The 16,609-nt window shown below is 40.8% G+C and carries 10 protein-coding genes; 5 read left to right on the top strand and 5 right to left on the bottom strand.

Annotated elements, in window-relative coordinates:
• Positions 1 to 11: 11 nt before the first annotated feature.
• From POD11_RS10325 to POD11_RS10315, 3 genes are all read right to left on the bottom strand, one after another.
• Complete coding sequence (locus POD11_RS10325) at positions 12 to 680, bottom strand: ubiquinone biosynthesis accessory factor UbiJ (protein ID WP_262457119.1); 669 nt, start codon at positions 678 to 680, stop codon at positions 12 to 14.
• A gap of 11 nt (positions 681 to 691) precedes the next feature.
• The gene (gene ubiE, locus POD11_RS10320) at positions 692 to 1,639 is read right to left on the bottom strand and encodes a bifunctional demethylmenaquinone methyltransferase/2-methoxy-6-polyprenyl-1,4-benzoquinol methylase UbiE (RefSeq protein WP_002114829.1); all 948 of its coding nucleotides are present in this window, start codon (positions 1,637 to 1,639) and stop codon (positions 692 to 694) included.
• Positions 1,640 to 1,786: 147 nt separating this feature from the next.
• Entirely contained in the window at positions 1,787 to 2,494 is a 708-nt protein-coding gene (locus POD11_RS10315) for an FFLEELY motif protein (protein ID WP_262457118.1), read from the bottom strand.
• A 209-nt stretch (positions 2,495 to 2,703) separates the two neighbouring features.
• On the opposite strand from POD11_RS10315, the gene pap reads away from it, so the two are divergent.
• Positions 2,704 to 4,122 carry a polyphosphate:AMP phosphotransferase gene (gene pap / locus POD11_RS10310; RefSeq protein ID WP_262457117.1) on the top strand — a complete coding sequence of 473 codons (1,419 nt, stop codon included), beginning with the start codon at positions 2,704 to 2,706 and terminating at the stop codon, positions 4,120 to 4,122.
• 21 nt (positions 4,123 to 4,143) lie between these two features.
• Here pap and POD11_RS10305 read toward each other — a convergent pair whose 3' ends face one another.
• Positions 4,144 to 4,650, bottom strand: coding sequence for a hypothetical protein (locus POD11_RS10305; protein ID WP_016142355.1), 507 nt, complete (start codon positions 4,648 to 4,650; stop codon positions 4,144 to 4,146).
• A 168-nt stretch (positions 4,651 to 4,818) separates the two neighbouring features.
• On the opposite strand from POD11_RS10305, the gene POD11_RS10300 reads away from it, so the two are divergent.
• The 3 genes from POD11_RS10300 (at position 4,819) to recD (ending at position 14,016) form a co-directional block, all read left to right on the top strand.
• Positions 4,819 to 8,454, top strand: coding sequence for an exodeoxyribonuclease V subunit gamma (locus POD11_RS10300; RefSeq protein ID WP_262457116.1), 3,636 nt, complete (start codon positions 4,819 to 4,821; stop codon positions 8,452 to 8,454).
• Positions 8,455 to 8,457: 3 nt separating this feature from the next.
• Positions 8,458 to 12,156, top strand: coding sequence for a UvrD-helicase domain-containing protein (locus tag POD11_RS10295; protein ID WP_262457115.1), 3,699 nt, complete (start codon positions 8,458 to 8,460; stop codon positions 12,154 to 12,156).
• A gap of 108 nt (positions 12,157 to 12,264) precedes the next feature.
• Positions 12,265 to 14,016 (top strand): exodeoxyribonuclease V subunit alpha, encoded by a 1,752-nt coding sequence (gene recD / locus POD11_RS10290; protein WP_262457132.1) that lies wholly within the window; start codon positions 12,265 to 12,267, stop codon positions 14,014 to 14,016.
• Between the two features lie 701 nt (positions 14,017 to 14,717).
• On the opposite strand, the gene POD11_RS10285 is transcribed toward recD, so the two are convergent.
• Positions 14,718 to 16,016 (bottom strand): serine hydrolase domain-containing protein, encoded by a 1,299-nt coding sequence (locus POD11_RS10285; RefSeq protein ID WP_262457114.1) that lies wholly within the window; start codon positions 16,014 to 16,016, stop codon positions 14,718 to 14,720.
• A gap of 210 nt (positions 16,017 to 16,226) precedes the next feature.
• Here POD11_RS10285 and rpsO point away from each other — a divergent pair, with 210 nt between their 5' ends.
• Positions 16,227 to 16,496, top strand: coding sequence for a 30S ribosomal protein S15 (gene rpsO / locus POD11_RS10280; protein ID WP_002114951.1), 270 nt, complete (start codon positions 16,227 to 16,229; stop codon positions 16,494 to 16,496).
• Positions 16,497 to 16,609 lie beyond the last annotated feature (113 nt).

Here is a 16,609-nt window from a genome sequence, read left to right as displayed (position 1 = left end):
TACAGTCTTACCTAGTCTTGAGAGGGTTGTAGTTGTGCATTGAGTTGCTGCAATCTTGCTTCTAGACGGTCAATGTCTTGATTAAGCTTGCGAGTGGCTTGATTTAAGTCGCCCATTTCCCAGCGAGGGGCAAATAGGCCGCTATCTTCTTTTAATGCATCTTCTGCAAAAAATAGATGACTTTGAAGAGAGCGTTTTAAATGTTTTGGTGCAAGTTGAATCTTGCCAATCTCGTGTGCGAGTTGAGGGCCTACCCATCTAGATAAATGCGCAGCTAAATCGGGTTCAGCTTGCTGCATAATCTTTTGAATATCCTGTAATAGGTGATAATCACCTTGAAGCGGGATATTGCCAATCTGGTCTGGATCGCTGACTAATAATTTAATCAGTTCAACGACATCTTTAACATGCAAAGTTGCAGTTGCTTCAGAAATTTTGAATTGGGCATCAAAAGGGCGCTGTTCAAAAATAGAAGGTTTTTCGCTGTGTCCTGTTGCAGTAGGTTCAAGACGTACTTTTTCTTGGTCAAAGAATACATCGACAGAAAGCTGCGGGCTATCAATTACAACACGCAACATTTTGCCCTGTAACTGATTAAGCTGAATGCGTGTAACCGCATCCAGATCGATCAGATGATGAATGATACGTTCGACTGCACCGAGTGCCAGAATCGACCACATATCGTTATCCCTTACAGTTTGAAGCCACGGTGAACGGCAACGATACCAGCAGTAAGGTTATGATAGTCACAGTTCTGGAAGCCAGCATTTTCCATCATACCTTTTAAAGTACGTTGGTCTGGGTGCATACGGATTGATTCAGCTAAATATTTATAACTTTCTGAATCATTGGCAACCAATTTACCCATGATCGGTAAAGCGGTGAATGAGTAGAGGTCATAAAGTTTTGAAAATGGCTCAAATACAGGCTTAGAAAACTCAAGAATGAGTAAACGGCCACCAGGTTTTAACACACGGAACATAGACGCAAGTGCTGCATCTTTATCTGTCACGTTACGTAAGCCAAAGCTAATGGTGACAAGGTCAAAGCTGTTGTCTGCAAAAGGCTCTAAAGTTTCTGCATTGGCAAGAACGAAATCAACATTGGTACAGCCCGCATCAATTAAACGGTCACGGCCAACATTAAGCATAGATTCGTTAATGTCTGAAAGTACGACATGGCCTTGAGGACCAACTTCACGGCTAAATACTTTTGCTAAGTCGCCTGTACCACCCGCAATATCCAACACGTGTTGACCACGGCGAACACCAGACATGTTAATTGCAAAACGCTTCCACAAACGGTGAATACCAAATGACATCAAGTCATTCATCAAGTCATATTTGCTTGCAACCGAGTGGAAAACTTCTGCTACTTTTTGTGCTTTATCTTCAGTTCTAACAGTTGAGTAACCAAAGTGTGTCGTTTCACCAACGTTGCCAGTATTACCAGCACCACGTGGTAAATTATATTTCGGTACAGAACCGTTAACAGGCGTATCTGTTAAGGTTTGCTGTAAAGTTTGTTGTTGCCCTTGAGGTGTACCTTGCGGTAAAGGTGAGCTTAGGAATGGGCTAACTTTGTCTGAACTTTGTGCCTGCTCAGTTGGAGATGTTGGCTTTTGGTTTTCGTTAGACATATTGTCTCTCCTAGACTCAAACTCAAGTGAAACGGAATAAGTTCTGCATGATGACAGATTTTGTCTATTTTTACAGGCATCATCATGCAAATATAATGAATAAAATCTCAACTTCGCGAGGTTGAGTTTTTCTATGTGCCGACCTTATCACACTCTAAACGGATTCGGATGCCCTGAATGTACATTTTCAATAATCTGGCGTTCTTTTTCAGTAAAAGTCTTGATAAAGGTCTCGGCCGATTTTAACGGTTTCATCGCACTAAAACCATCTTGAATGAAATCATACATCAATTCGAAGTGATATTTTTGGGCAATACCTTTACACATTTTAAAAGCAGTAAACATCATAAATGAGCGCATGTACTTATCGAGCGCTGCTCCTAAATCATCAAGGAGGGCAAGCTGTTGATAACGCGCTTTTGCTTGATCGAGCTTGATTAAGGTTAAACGCATAATCTCATCAGTGAGTACGGTATCTGCCGGATAGTCCTCAAGAAGTTGCATTGCTACTTGCTCATCAAGTCGAGTGGCAAGTACAGCCAAACTTACCGATTTAGTGCCTGTTTTAATTGCATTTTCAGGTAAAACTTTTTCTGCTTTATGCGCATATTTCAATAGGCGTTCAATTTGAGCTGCCAAGGCATCAAACTCTGGACCGCCATATAAACGATTTAAAAAGTACTCTGACATGAGCTTGTGCGCTGGCAAATTAAAAAAGTCGTGATGCGTATCTTTCATCCGCTCTTTTAGCCATGTTTGTACATCTTGCAAACGTTGGGCAAGCACAGGATTATCGTGATAATTAAATGTTTTATATTGTTGTAAAAGATCATCAAAAGCAGCGAGTTTAGACATTTAAGGCTCTAATATTGGGCTATTTACAAAAAATCATAAAAGGCATTGTAACCTTGTACTATGGCGAGTAGATGTAAAAAAAATGATTCATGCGTCAATTCTTAGGCAGATTTTTGTCGCAATGACATAATTTGTATAGCAATTCATCAATTAACGGCATAAGTTAAAGATCATCGAAATTAAACAATAAAAGATTAGAGCTGTGGACTATGAGTGAACAACAACCAAAATTTGAGATTCGTGATGAAGAACAGCTTTCAGTCGACTTGATTGAAGCACAATATGCGTTAAAAGAAAGTCGGGGAAAACCCAACGCTAAAAGCACACTCATTTTAATGAGTGGTATTGAACTGGCAGGAAAAGGCGAGGCCGTTAAGCAACTTCGTGAATGGCTAGATCCACGATATTTACGAGTTAAAGCAGACGCGCCACGTGTACTGACGGACAATGAGGCATTTTGGCAATCTTACTCAGCGTTTATTCCGACTGAAGGACAAATTGTGGTGATGTTCGGCAACTGGTATAGCGATTTATTAGTCACCGCGACACATGTTTCCGAACCTTTAGATGAAGCGCGCTTTGATGAATACGTTGAAAATATGCGGGCATTTGAGCAAGATTTAAAAAATAACTACGTTGATGTGATTAAAGTCTGGTTTGATCTTTCATGGAAATCACTACAAAAACGTTTAGATAAAATAGACCCGTCAGAGCAACATTGGCATAAGCTTCATGGCCTAGACTGGCGTAATAAAAAACAATATGACACTTTGCAAAAGTTACGCCGTCGCTTTACCGACGATTGGTACATTATTGATGGTGAAGATGAAAAACAGCGTGATCAGTTTTTTGCTCAATATCTTTTACAACATATGCGTCAACTTCCAGAGCATGAAACCGAAGTTAAAGGAAAATGGCAGCAGGCTAAAATTCCAGAGAGTTTATTAAAACCTTCTAATGAGCCACTTGAAAAAGCTGATTATAAAAAAGAGCTCGATAAACTGAGTAAGAAAATTGCCGATGCAATGCGTTTTGATAAACGCAATGTCGTGATTGCTTTTGAAGGTATGGATGCTGCCGGTAAAGGTGGGGCCATTAAGCGAATTGTTAAAAACTTAGACCCACGTGAATACGATATTCATTGTATTGGTGCACCTGAACGCTTTGAAGCTCGGCATCCTTACTTATGGCGTTTTTGGAACCGCATTAATGAGGCCGAAAAAATTACGATTTTTGACCGGACATGGTATGGGCGCGTACTCGTTGAACGTGTTGAAGGATTTGCTTCGACTTTAGAATGGCAGCGTGCTTATGATGAAATTAACCGCTTTGAAAAGGATTTATTTGATAGTCAAACGGTTGTAGTAAAAATTTGGCTGGCGATTAGTAAAGACGAGCAAGAGCAGCGTTTTAAGGCCAGAGAAGAGACACCGCATAAACGTTTTAAAATTACCGCAGAAGATTGGCGTAATCGTGATAAGTGGGACGAGTATTTAAAAGCCGCCGCAGATATGTTTGAGCGGACCAGTACTGACTACGCACCTTGGTATATCGTCGCAACTGACGATAAATATACGGCGCGTCTGGAAGTATTAAGAGCAGTTTTAAAACAGCTGAGAGCAGACTAGGCTCTCAGCTAAATGCACATATTAATTTACAATTGTGCCACGGCTTTTTTGCTGAATACGTTTTGCAAGGTTATAACTGTCATTCAGGTGAGTTTCTGCTATTTTTTTCATCATGAAATAACCTAAACTTGCTGCTACAATTTGTCCGCCTAGCGGTATAAATTTAGTCACCTGTTTTGTTACGATTTTGCCCAAAAAGCCGTTAAATGTTTTTTTAACGGTAGTACGTGCGACTACAAAACCTGAAAATTCAAAACCGCGTTTACGTAACTCGTCCCAATGAATGGTTTTAGTTTTTGGGTCATAAACGCTCACGTGTTCAGGTGCTAAACCAAAACGGGAATTGATATCTGGAATCAGGTGCGACAAAATTCCCAAATCTACCGCCACGTCAAAAAAAGGAATCGGTACAATTGCCGCTCCGGCTGAGACGTAAGCTCTTTTTTTGATGAGATCATGGCACTCATCGCGAATTTGTTCCAGATTTAGGCTAGGATCAATATAGTCAGGAATCTTGTCAATTTTCATAATGTCTACCTGTATAAGTTCTTGATGGCGTCATTCAAACCAAGTGAAAGTGACACCTTAAGTTAAATTATGCTGTGTTTAAACCAACGTGACATAGTCAGATTCAGTTGTATAGTAATGAATGTTTATGATTTTGTGCATAAATTATGCAAGCAGGATATGAAATAAATGGGGATCCATGTTATTCAAAGTCAACGTATTGATGTGTTGTTGCAAGGTGTATTGGCGTCTACATCTCAAGCTTCAACGCATCCATTACAGGTTTTGAAAACCCAACATTTTATTGTTCCAAGTCCTGCGGTCGAGCAGTGGCTGATACAAAAACTTGCAGAACAGCAAGGGATGAGTGCCAATTACCAGTTTCACCAACGGGTACGAGGTTTCCAATGGTTTGCCTATCAGCAAGTTTTAACTGCGCATAAAGAGCAGGTCCGTAAAGCGAACATCCCGCGTTTGATTTTTAAATGGCGGGTGCATCAGGCTTTACACGAATTTATTCAACCTGACACGATGAGCATCGACACGTCGCATCCATTACATTCTATTGTTCAGCGTATTTATGACAGCGCAGATCGACTCGAACAAGGCATAGATAAACAATTAAAAAAACAAAAAATGTTGTACTGGGTCGCTGAGCAGGTTGCCGATCTATTCAGCAACTATATGATTTATCGTGGACAGTGCCAGCGAGGTTGTGAAAATAGTTGCACCTGTCCGGAAAACTGGTTGTCTGCTTGGGGGCAGGGCCGATCACTAGATATTGAAAAATATATTGTACAAAAAGATGAAGAAGTGACTGCTTTTGCATTGCATCAAACGCAAGAGCTAGAACGTTGGCAGCGTTGGTTATGGCAACAACATTTTCATGATGACTTTTTGCAGATGCAGCAAATCGATGAGTTGTTTTGGCAAGAATTAGATCATCCGGACCGTAGTAAGCGTGCTATTTCAAGATTACCTAATCAAGTGGTGATCTTTACGTTGTTAGATTTACCGCCTAGCCAATTACAGTTTTTGCGCCGTTTAGGACAATACGTTGATGTGCTGATTTTGCATTATAACCCTTCACAAGAATATTGGGCCGATAGTGTCGATCCACTGTGGAAGCAACGTTATGACTTAGGGGTGAAAGAGCGGTTTATTGCGAAAAATCCGAAGGCTACAGACGCTGAAATTAGTGAGTTTTTTAATAAATTCACACTCAACTTTAATGCTGAAGCGCGTGAGTCTAGACATCCGCTTTTAACCAGATTGGGTAAGCAAGCCCGCGACCACTTTTCGCTATTATCAAATTTGTCTACGGGCGAAGAAGGTAAATGGGTGGATGCTTTTGTAGATGATTTTCCAGAAAGTTTACTCGGTAAAGTTCAGTCAGATATTTTACATTTGGTAGAACCGCAAGCGAAACAATATGAGCTTGCCCCAGATGATGACTCGATTCAGATTCATGTTTGTCATTCGACTTTACGTCAGCTTGAAGTATTAAAAGAGCAATTAATCTGTTGGTTGGCTAAACCGCATGAGCAGCCGCGCCGTCCAAACGATATTTTAGTTTTAGTTCCTAATTTGGCTGATATTGAGCCTCTAATTCGAAGTGTATTTCCCGCTACTGCCACTGAGCAGGGTGTGCATTTGCCTGTGAAAATTGCAGGTGTTGCATCACTCGATGCACTTAATGCATGGCGTGCCGTGATTGGACGTATTCAACTGATGCAGGGGCGTTTTAGCTTTGATGATTTTGCTGACTGGTTAAGTTTGCATGCAACCCAGCAACGTTATGAACTTGAGTATGTTCAGGTTGAGCGAATTTTAAATTTACTTGCCGATGCGGGCTTTAAACGAGGGCTAGATGCAGAGCATCTCAAACGTAGTTTGTGTGAAGGGGATGATGATTACCGATATAGCTTTAAATTTGCATTAGAGCGATTGGCCCTTGGCATTGCTGTGCCTGTACATGCAACGTTCAATCAGGTCTTGAGTTATGCCAAAGTTCAGCCCAGTGATTTTGAGTTGATTGGTACACTTATTCAGATTTATCAAGATTTGAATGAGCGTCGTGATTGGTTAACTCTACATGAACAAGGGAAAGTCTATACGGTTGAATATTGGCTTCAAGTGCTAGGCAAAGATATTGTTGAATTTGAGCAGGTCGGTGTTGCAGCTTTAAAGGCAGTGCGGGAAATTGTTAAAAAACAAGAACGAATGTTGACACTCGCAAGTTATTACGCCGAGACAGAAACAGGAACTTTGCGCAAAATTACCTTGCCTCTGCCTTATATTATTGAAGAAATTCAACGGACTTTAGAAAGCCAAAGTGCACAAGCTGAACCGACAGGGCAGATTACCTTCGCCCAAATTGGACATATTCGACCGTTACCTTATCGCTTAAAGGTCATGTTAAATCTTGATGCAGGGCAATTTCCAAACTGTGATACCCACGTTCCATTTGATTTAATGGATGCACTACGTCAACAGTTAGGTGACCGCTCTCGGCTTGAAGATGATCAAGGTGCTTTTTTAGATGCTTTATTATTAGCCCAAGAAAATTTATGGCTATTTTATAACGGCTTTGATGTGAACGATGGCGAAGTGCGCGAACCTTCTAGTATTCTTCAAGAGTTCCGTGAGCATCTTGCCTTGATTGTGAAAGCTGAAAATGATGCGCCTGAAAATATAGTTGTTGAAGGGATTGAGATTCCTTCACAGTTAAAACAACTCTATCACTTCCATGATTTACAGCCTTTTGACCCGAGAGGGTTTACTGTAGAGAAACGTGTTATTCGTTATCAAGATCACTGGTTTAAGGTCGCTACACAAATTCAGCAAGTCTCAGGAAACCGTCAGCCTTGGGCGAACACGACCTATCCGCTACAAATACCTGACATACTGGTTTTAGAAAGCCAGCAGTGGATACAAGATGTGACATTCCCTGCACGGTTATATTTGAAAACTTTAGGGGTAGAAAACTTAGGAAGTGTCGGAGTGCTCGACCAAAATGAACCGTTATTATTAGATGGTCTAGGGCGCTATACAATTCGATATTTTTTACAGCAATCTGAACAGCAAGCACAACCTGAAGTATTAATTGATCAGTTACCTGTAGGCAAAGTCAAATATAGTGCATGGCAACAAGGTGTGTTTGAGCAAGAGTGTTTACTTGAACGCCTTCACCATTATGCACCAGCAGTGACACCAACGACTCAGCGTATTTGGCGAATTGCTAAGCAGCTTCACATGAATATTACCGTTCCGAAGTCTGAAACTCGGGATTGGGTGAGTATGGAGCCTTCAAGCGCTCGGGCAAAAAGACGCGCGAAAGTCTGGTTAGAATATCTACTCTGGTTAGCTTACTTAAATGAGGGAAGTGCAGGGGCTGAAAAACGCCGTATTGTGGTTTTTAGCGATCAAACCGTGATTTGTAGTGGGGTTAGTTCTGAGCAAGCTCGGCAATATTTACAGCCATGGTTTAAAATCTGGCGCCATGCACAGCAACAACCTTTGGTTCTGCCAGCAGCCTTATTATTAAAGCCGCTAGAAAAAGCTAAAGCATATCAGTGGGAAACCACAAATCAGACAGAAAAAGCAAAACTGGATGAGAAGAGTTATACAGAGCTGTTAAAATACTGGAATGAGACAGGGTCATTTACCACAATGGATATGACTCAAAATGAAGCTTGCAAGTTGCATCAAGACTGGAGCTTTATTTTGCAAGAACAAGATGCGCAAGCTTTGCTTCAACATGCTTGTGATGAGTTTGCATATGATTTGTATCATCCGATTTTTCAATTTCAACATTCGGAGTAAGGCATGAACTCAAGAGTACAGGTGTCTTATCAACCTATTATTGATATTGAATTTAGTGGCTTACACTTAATTGAAGCTTCGGCAGGTACAGGAAAAACCTATACCTTATCAAGTTTGATGGTCCGTATCTTTCTTGAAAAATACTTGCCTAGACAAGTCATTGCGACCACGTTTACCCGTGCTGCCGCTGCCGAGTTAAAAAGCCGTATTCGTGCACGTTTGGTTGGAACGTATCGTTATTTAGATGCCAAGCGTAGTTTTACAGAACAAGAATTACTTACGCAGGCAGAGCAAGAACCTGACTTATTACTCCAGCATATTCTAAAGCATTTTGCGACGCGTATTGCCTATGCGTGTGAACGTTTAAAACTGGTTATAGATCAATTAGACGAGTTATTTGTCGGGACACTCGATAGCTTTAGCCAAAAATTATTACGTGAGTTTGCTTTTGAGAGTGGCAAAATTGAACGTGCTCAAATTACCGATGATGCCAAAACTTATAGTCGGCAACTGATCCATGATGTACTGCGTGAATGGATACAGTCTCAACCTCAAACCGTGATTGATGCGTTGTATTTGGCAGGTGAGCTTAAGAGTGTTGATAGTTTTGTTAAACTGGTCGAAGACTCACTTAATTTTAGTTCGGCTCATTTTAAACTTCCCGAAAAACCAACCATTCAATTTGAACAACTTGCCCAGCTCAAACAATTAGCGACAGAAATTGATATCAGCCTTTTAGAAGCATATTACTTGCTTGATGGCGAGCACTATAAACATGTGAGCGGGACAGTATTTAGAAATGGGGCATTTAATAAACTATTTAGTGAATGTTTACCGCAGCTACTACAAGTTCTAACGCAAAGCGACAGCATTTTGGTTTTTGATGGGTCATTAGCCGCACAACGAGAACTTGTTTTTAAGTTTTTAGGTCAACTTGCCGATCAGAAAGTTTTCAAGAAATGTCCTGCTGAAATTTCAGATGGATTCTATCAGCATCCCTGTATTCAGCAAATTCAGAAGCTGTTTGGTGTGCTGAAAAACTACGCCAAGCAGTTCGACCAGCTTCATATTTATTTAAAAGCCTATTTATGTGTAGAGGTTAAAAAACGCTTACCACAGGTTTTACAAAATAAAGGTGAAACTACTTTTTCTCAGCAAATTCGTACACTTTCTGAAGCTTTAAAAGGTGAACAGGGGCAGCGTTTTGCTGTATTTGTTCAGGCGCGTTATCCCTTAATTTTGGTTGATGAATTTCAGGATACCAACCAAGATCAAGACGACATGCTGGCGAGCATTTGGCGCCATCCGGAGCGCTACCAAAAAGGTTGCATGATTATGGTGGGTGACCGTAAACAGGCGATTTACGGTTTCCGTGGTGGGGATATGCTCACCTTCTTAAATGCCTATAAAGATATTCAAGCCAAACATGGTCGTGAATATAAGTTAATTCATAACCATCGTTCTGTTGCTGATCTGGTTGAAGTGGTCGATGCCTTATTTCAAAGGCAAATCGACTTTGGTGAAGAAGTTCAATATGACCCAATTCGAGCAGGAACTCGGCCTCATCCTGTATTAATTGAACAAAACAATCATAATCCTCACCCTTTGCGCTGGTTAATGCTCAAAGATAAAGAAACAGAGGCTCAGCAAGTTGCATGGAAGATTCGAGATCTACTTAACCAGTCACATGCTGGACAACTATATTTTCAAAAAGATGCTCAGACTCAAACCTTAAACGAAGATGATATTGCGGTATTGTCTCGTAATCATGATGGGCTGGATAAAGTTCAATTTGAGCTAGAACGTTTAGGAATTCGTGTTAACAGGCCATCAAAACGAAGTGTTTTCGATTGCTCGATTGCTCAAGACGTGGGGGCTTTGCTGACCGCCATACTTCATCCTTACGATGAGGCAAAAGTAAAACGAGCGTTAATTAGCCGTCTATTTGCCATGGATTTAAAACAACTCTTACAACTTGAGCAGACAGCCGAAGGGTTAAGCCAGTTTATGACTGGTTTTGACGTCATTCGTGAGTTGTGGTCCGCTCAAGGCTTTTTAGTGGCATGGCAACAATGCCTCATCCAGTTTGATATATGGCAAAATTTGGTTGCAGCTCAAAGTAAAGATAATGAACGGGTTGTGGTGAACTTGCGTCATTTAACTGAAATTTTGAGTCAGCACAGTGAAAAATACTCAGGTGCTCAGAATCTTTATCACTGGTATCTCAAACAGTTACGTTCTCCTCTTGATCGTGATTGGGAGTTAGAACGTAAATTATCGAGCGAAGCTGGTGTTCAGCTCATGACAATTCACCAGTCAAAAGGGCTGGAATTTAAGATTGTATTTTTATTAGGTGCAGATAAGCCCTTTCGAGAAAATAATAAAACACTGAATTTTTCGACCCAAGATATTGTCAAACCAGACTCAAACCAGACTTTGACTCAACGTGTCGTTGCAATTGCTGACAAAACTTATTTGAATGAGATTGAACTTAAGCAACATGAAGAACGAGCGCTCGCTGAACAGAATCGTCTTTGGTATGTCGCTTTAACGCGAGCAAGCCATCGTGTCTATGCTGTTTTACAAGATCTCGATGGTAAATCGGTATCAGGTCTCGCATTTTGGAAAAATAGAGCTGAACCTTTTCAACACCGTTGCTGTACGGATGAAATGGTTTTGGAACAGATTCCACAAGCAATTCATTTAACCAAGCAAACCAGTGTTATTGAAATACAAGCACAACGGTTTCCTGAACAACGTTTTTATTCGAGAGGGAAAACCAGTTTCAGTTACTTGGCACAGCATTTAAAACATAAGGCTGGCACAGATTTATTGGCTAGCCAGAGCAATGATGTTGTATTGGCAGAAGATGAGTTGGACTTAATTCATACTGCTGAAGCAATCAATGCTCAGCCGATTGACTGGATCAAGAGTAACTTTCCTAGAGGAACACTTGCCGGTAATTTCTTGCATGAAATATTTGAACATATTGATTTTCAATGTTCAGATGACTGGGTCATAGAAATACGACGTCGTTTTAAAAATGACTATAGTAGCCTTTGGCAAGATTTACTCAGTAAATATAACGAGAGCTTCCCAGAAGAGGAAGATGCAGAAAATCTGCTTTACCAGTCAGTTGCAGAGTGGTTAAAAGATATTTTGCGAACACCGCTTTCTCAAGGCTTTCAATTAAACCAGCTCCAACAAGATCAGTATTTGTCAGAGTTTCCTTTTTATTTGGCACTCTCAGATCGGGTTTTAGCAATGACACGTATTCAGCAGCTCTTCGCTGAGTATGGATTGAATATGCCGGAGTTACTTGAGGCTCGATCAGCGCGTTACCTTAATGGTTCTATCGATTTGGTTTATTTTGATGGTCAGCGTTACCACATTGCCGATTATAAAAGTAATTACTTAGGGGATGATCTTGCAGATTATCGTAGCGACAGTATTGCCCAAAGCATGTCTTTAGCAAGTTACTGGCTACAAGCAGGTTTATATCTCGTTGCATTACATCGTTATTTGCAAGTCAAAATGCAGAATTACCAAATTGAACAACATTTGGGTGGGGCAACTTATCTTTATTTACGTGGTATGAATGGTGAAGCGGAGCAGGGGTACTATTATTGGGAACCTAGCGTCGAGTTTATTCTTCGTCTTGATGCCATTTTGGGATATTTTGCTGAGGATAAAATAGCATGAAAAATGCTGATAAAATGCGTAATTTGAAGATTAACAAATACTTGACATGTGGATAAGCCTGTCTATAACCATGTGGACAAGCGTGTGGAAAACTAGGTGGATAAGTGTGTGGACAACCTAAATAGCTCTGAACAAGCCGATTTAAGCTGGTTAACAACATGGAGTAGCTTCTTAAATCAGGCTCCATTTACTGAACAATCGCAAGTGCCGGAAGCCACTTCTTACTTGCAGCAGCTTATTGAAGCGAGCTTACAAGGCGATAGCTGTATCGATGCCAGTTCAGAGCAAATCGCAGCACTTGGTCGGCTTGCTATATCTGCTGATCAAGCAACTTCAAAAGTTGCGCCGTGCGTCTACGATGAGCAGGGGTTGGCATTATACCGATATTGGCACCTAGAGCAACGACTTGCAGAACAAATTTGTCGATTAAAGCAACAATTAATTCAACCCGTAGCTTGTGAAGACTATCTGGACCTACTCACCGATCCTCATCAACAGGCAGCTTTACAGATGGTTGCTCGGCAAAGCTTGAGTATTATTACGGGTGGGCCGGGTACAGGTAAGACTTATACGCTGGCACGTATTATTGCTGTGCTGAGTCAGGCAATTCCGCATATTCGTGTGGCAATGGCCGCTCCAACGGGTAAAGCAGCACAGCGAATGCAAGAAGCTTTACAGAACTCGTTTAACGACCCTAAATTGCTTGAGTCTGGATTAGTTAGTGAAGAGCTAAGGAATCAGGGAACACAAACGATTCACCGATTATTAGGGATGGGACATAGCCAAACACCACGTTTTAATCAAAAACAGCCTTTGCCCTATGACGTCATTGTCGTGGATGAAGCTTCTATGCTGGATTTAAATCTAGCAACGTTATTATTTGAAGCTGTGCCCGAGTCTTGTCGAATTATTTTATTAGGAGATGCAAATCAGCTCGCTTCTGTTGATGTTGGGGCGGTACTTGCAGATTTGCAGCAAATACAGGCATTGGCTGACAACCGAGTACAATTACAAACCAGTCGCCGTTTCGCTGAAGGGGCATTGATTGGGCAAGTTGCTAAATTTATTCAGGCGCAAACCCATCAACAAGATCATGTAGAAGTTTTGCAGAGATTTGAAGTTGATATTATTCAAGCCGCAGAATTAAAACCTATACTTCTACAAACAGATATGCCCGATGTGGTTCAGCTTGAATATTTACCAGAAGGCAATCAATTAGACCTAGATCTCTATTATCAAAAGCTCATGCTCGGTTTTCAAGGGTATGTAGAAAGTCTAAAGAACTATTTACAAGAAGAGCGCTCGATTGAACAGGTCCAAAATGTAGTAAAAGCATTTGATGACTACCGTATTTTAACGGCTGTTCGTCATGGCCCGTTTGGGTTGCAGCAGTTAAACCAATATGCCCAGCGTTGGATACAGCAACAGTTATCAATCGTGACTGTCGGAGGGTGGTATGTGGGCCGTCCAGTAATGATGACCTATAACGATTATCAACTCGGTATTTCAAATGGAGACATTGGTTTGTGCTTTGAGCACAGAACTCAGCCACAGCAGTTTGAAGTATATTTTCCAAGTTTGAATAAATGGGTCGCTGCAAATCGATTGCCTAAAAGCATTCAAAGTGCTTTTGCCCTAACAATTCATAAATCGCAAGGGTCTGAATTTACCCATACTGCTGTTGTTCTTGATCAGGCTGCAAAGAACTTATTAAGCCAAGAGCTTATTTACACTGCGATTACACGAGCTAAGAAAGTAGTCAGTCTTTTAGTTGACCAAGAGGCTTTAATACAGGCATTTACAGTTCGTACTACAAGAAAAAGTGGGTTAGTTCAAAAAGTTAATCGGTTAGTTCGTTAAGCCAAACTTAATATTTTTACACTTGTAAGAAAAAGCTTACATAGATTCGAGATATTTGCTGCTAGAGTACACCCCGTGTTTTTGAGATTATAAACGCACAACGAGCTTGGCAAGGAATGTCGGGCAAAATCGCACAATAATAACAACTTAAGTCGAGAGACTGCGAACTTACAATGAAGTAGGTGTATAAAGAGGAAACTTACAGCCGCTAAGCCTTGTAGTTTTGGGAGAGACTACAGGGCTTTTTTATATTCTAAATTTCACTGCCTTTCAAAAAGTATGACAAAACTTCGCTTTTAGTGTCATCTGCACGATGTTTTCTTGTAAAGATTTAAATCAATAATATCAATATATTTATCTGCAATATGTTTTTAAAACAGGCATTTTTCCTGTGAATTGTTAAGTTAAATGTTATACAGAACTGTACGTTAAATGTTAAAAGTGGTCATTTGCCAAATATTAGACAGACCTGTACGTTTTTACTTACATGATGATAAGAAAAATACTACTTTTCTTCATAATTGGATATGTCACAATACATCACATAAGGAAATAGAAACAAAAACAACGGAAGTGAGTTAAAACAACAAGAAGGATGTGACTAGCATCTCACCAACGACAATAAAAACAGTAATAACACGATAAACAAAAACTACAGCGCCAAAAACCCAAGCAGAAATGCTTGGGTTTTTTATTTGTTTCTACACTAAGTCAGTCTCATGAGAGTCGCTACCAAATAAAGAACGGCGTTGATCTCTCGGTATACGCGGACATTGTGCTGAGATTTGATAGAGAACTTTAGCTAAAGCAGGCAGGTGAGTACCCACTACAGATTTACCTGTTGTTAATAGGGAAACACTGATATCTCTTTCAGGGTCAGCCCAGCATAAAATATTAGAAAACCCTAAATGGCCAAATGCTTGCCCTGTCATTGGGCCAAAAAGGCCGACAGGGTTGCTGCCTAACATTGGACCTAAAGCATAGCGCATTGGAATTAATAACGTACGGTCAATATTAACGCCTGTGGTGGGAAGAGTCGCTCTGAAAATAGTTTTTTCACTGAAGATTTGCTGACGGCCATAGCTTCCACCACTTAAAAGCATTTCAAAGAAGCGGCCAGCTTGTTCTGCACTGGTGTAGATATTGCCGGCTGGGCAAATGGTATCCATAAAGCGACTATCGTTAGTCACATCAACTGCAAGTTGCAAACCGCCACCTAAAACATGATTCAGATAATGATCGGTACCAAGGCGAGGGTGCATACCTGTTGCACAGTTTAAGGCGACTTCTGAACGGTATTCTGGTTTCAATCCATAGTTGAAATAAGGCATTCCCATCGGCTTTTCGATAGTTTGATGTACAAATTCACGTAAGTCTTGCCCAGTCACCCGTTCAATGACTTCTCCTAAAATGTAACCTGCCGTAACCGCATGATAGGCAAGATGATTGCCAGCCGGAGAAACAGGTCGAGCAGCATATAAACGTTTTAAAATTTCATCTTTATCAAATAATAATTCTGGGGTGACATCGCCTTCAATATAGGGAATACCGCCGCGATGTGCCAATAAATGAAAGATCGTTGCACGGCGCTTACCATTGACACCATATTCTGGAATGTAATAACTCACGGGATCGAGCAAATTGATTTCACCTTTTTCATCTAATAGATGAATCAACATGGCTGTGATCATCTTCGATGCTGAAAATAGGCAAACAGGGGTATCTGGGGTTGCAATCAGCGCATTTTCTTGAAGACCTGCCGGAGAGTTCCCTTGGGCATATCCAATGCTTCTATTGAGCAAAATTTTACCTTGCCTGCGTAAACAGAAGGTAATGAGTGGATAGTTTCCGGTTTTATACAGTGCTTCTATACTTTTCCAGATTTTTTGAATCTGATGCTCACTCATTCCACCCTGTTCAGCAGCAACTTCATCTTTTTGTCGAATGACTTGCTCAATATTGTCCAGTACTGGACAAGTGTTGGTTGAAAAAATTTTCACACGTCCCTCGCGCTTCTTTCTTTTTATTCAAGGCTAGTGTGCAGGGTTAAGGACCTGATGTCAGTGTCTAAAATGACAAGTTACTGAAAACTATTTTGCAATCCACCTATAGATACCTTAAAATAGGCGACTTGCTGTAGTGATGCACGGCAGTCAGTTGCCTCAACTGATTCATATCGTTTACTTTTTTAAGCATCTCGGAGAAATCGAATGGCTTTAACTAATGCAGACCGCGCAGAGATCATTGCTAAATTTGCTCGCGCTGAAAATGACACTGGTTCACCAGAAGTACAAGTAGCTTTATTGACTGCTCAAATCAATGATTTACAAGGTCACTTCAAAGCTCACAAACACGACCACCACAGCCGTCGTGGTTTGATCCGTATGGTTAACCAACGTCGTAAATTGCTCGACTACTTAAATGGTAAAGACCACGGTCGTTACACTGCTTTGATCGGTGCTTTAGGTTTACGTCGTTAATTCGATTTTCACTTTGTTTTCGCTATTTCGCATGTCGCAATGCTTTATCGCTGAAAAGAGAGTTTCACTTAATGTTAGGTTAAGTGATTTTTAGAAGGGGCGCTTGTGCGCTC

This window comes from Acinetobacter sp. P1(2023) (genome assembly GCF_028367635.1).
Classification (GTDB): Bacteria; Pseudomonadota; Gammaproteobacteria; order Pseudomonadales; family Moraxellaceae; genus Acinetobacter; species Acinetobacter pittii_E.
This window is presented reverse-complemented; position numbering and strand designations above follow the sequence as displayed.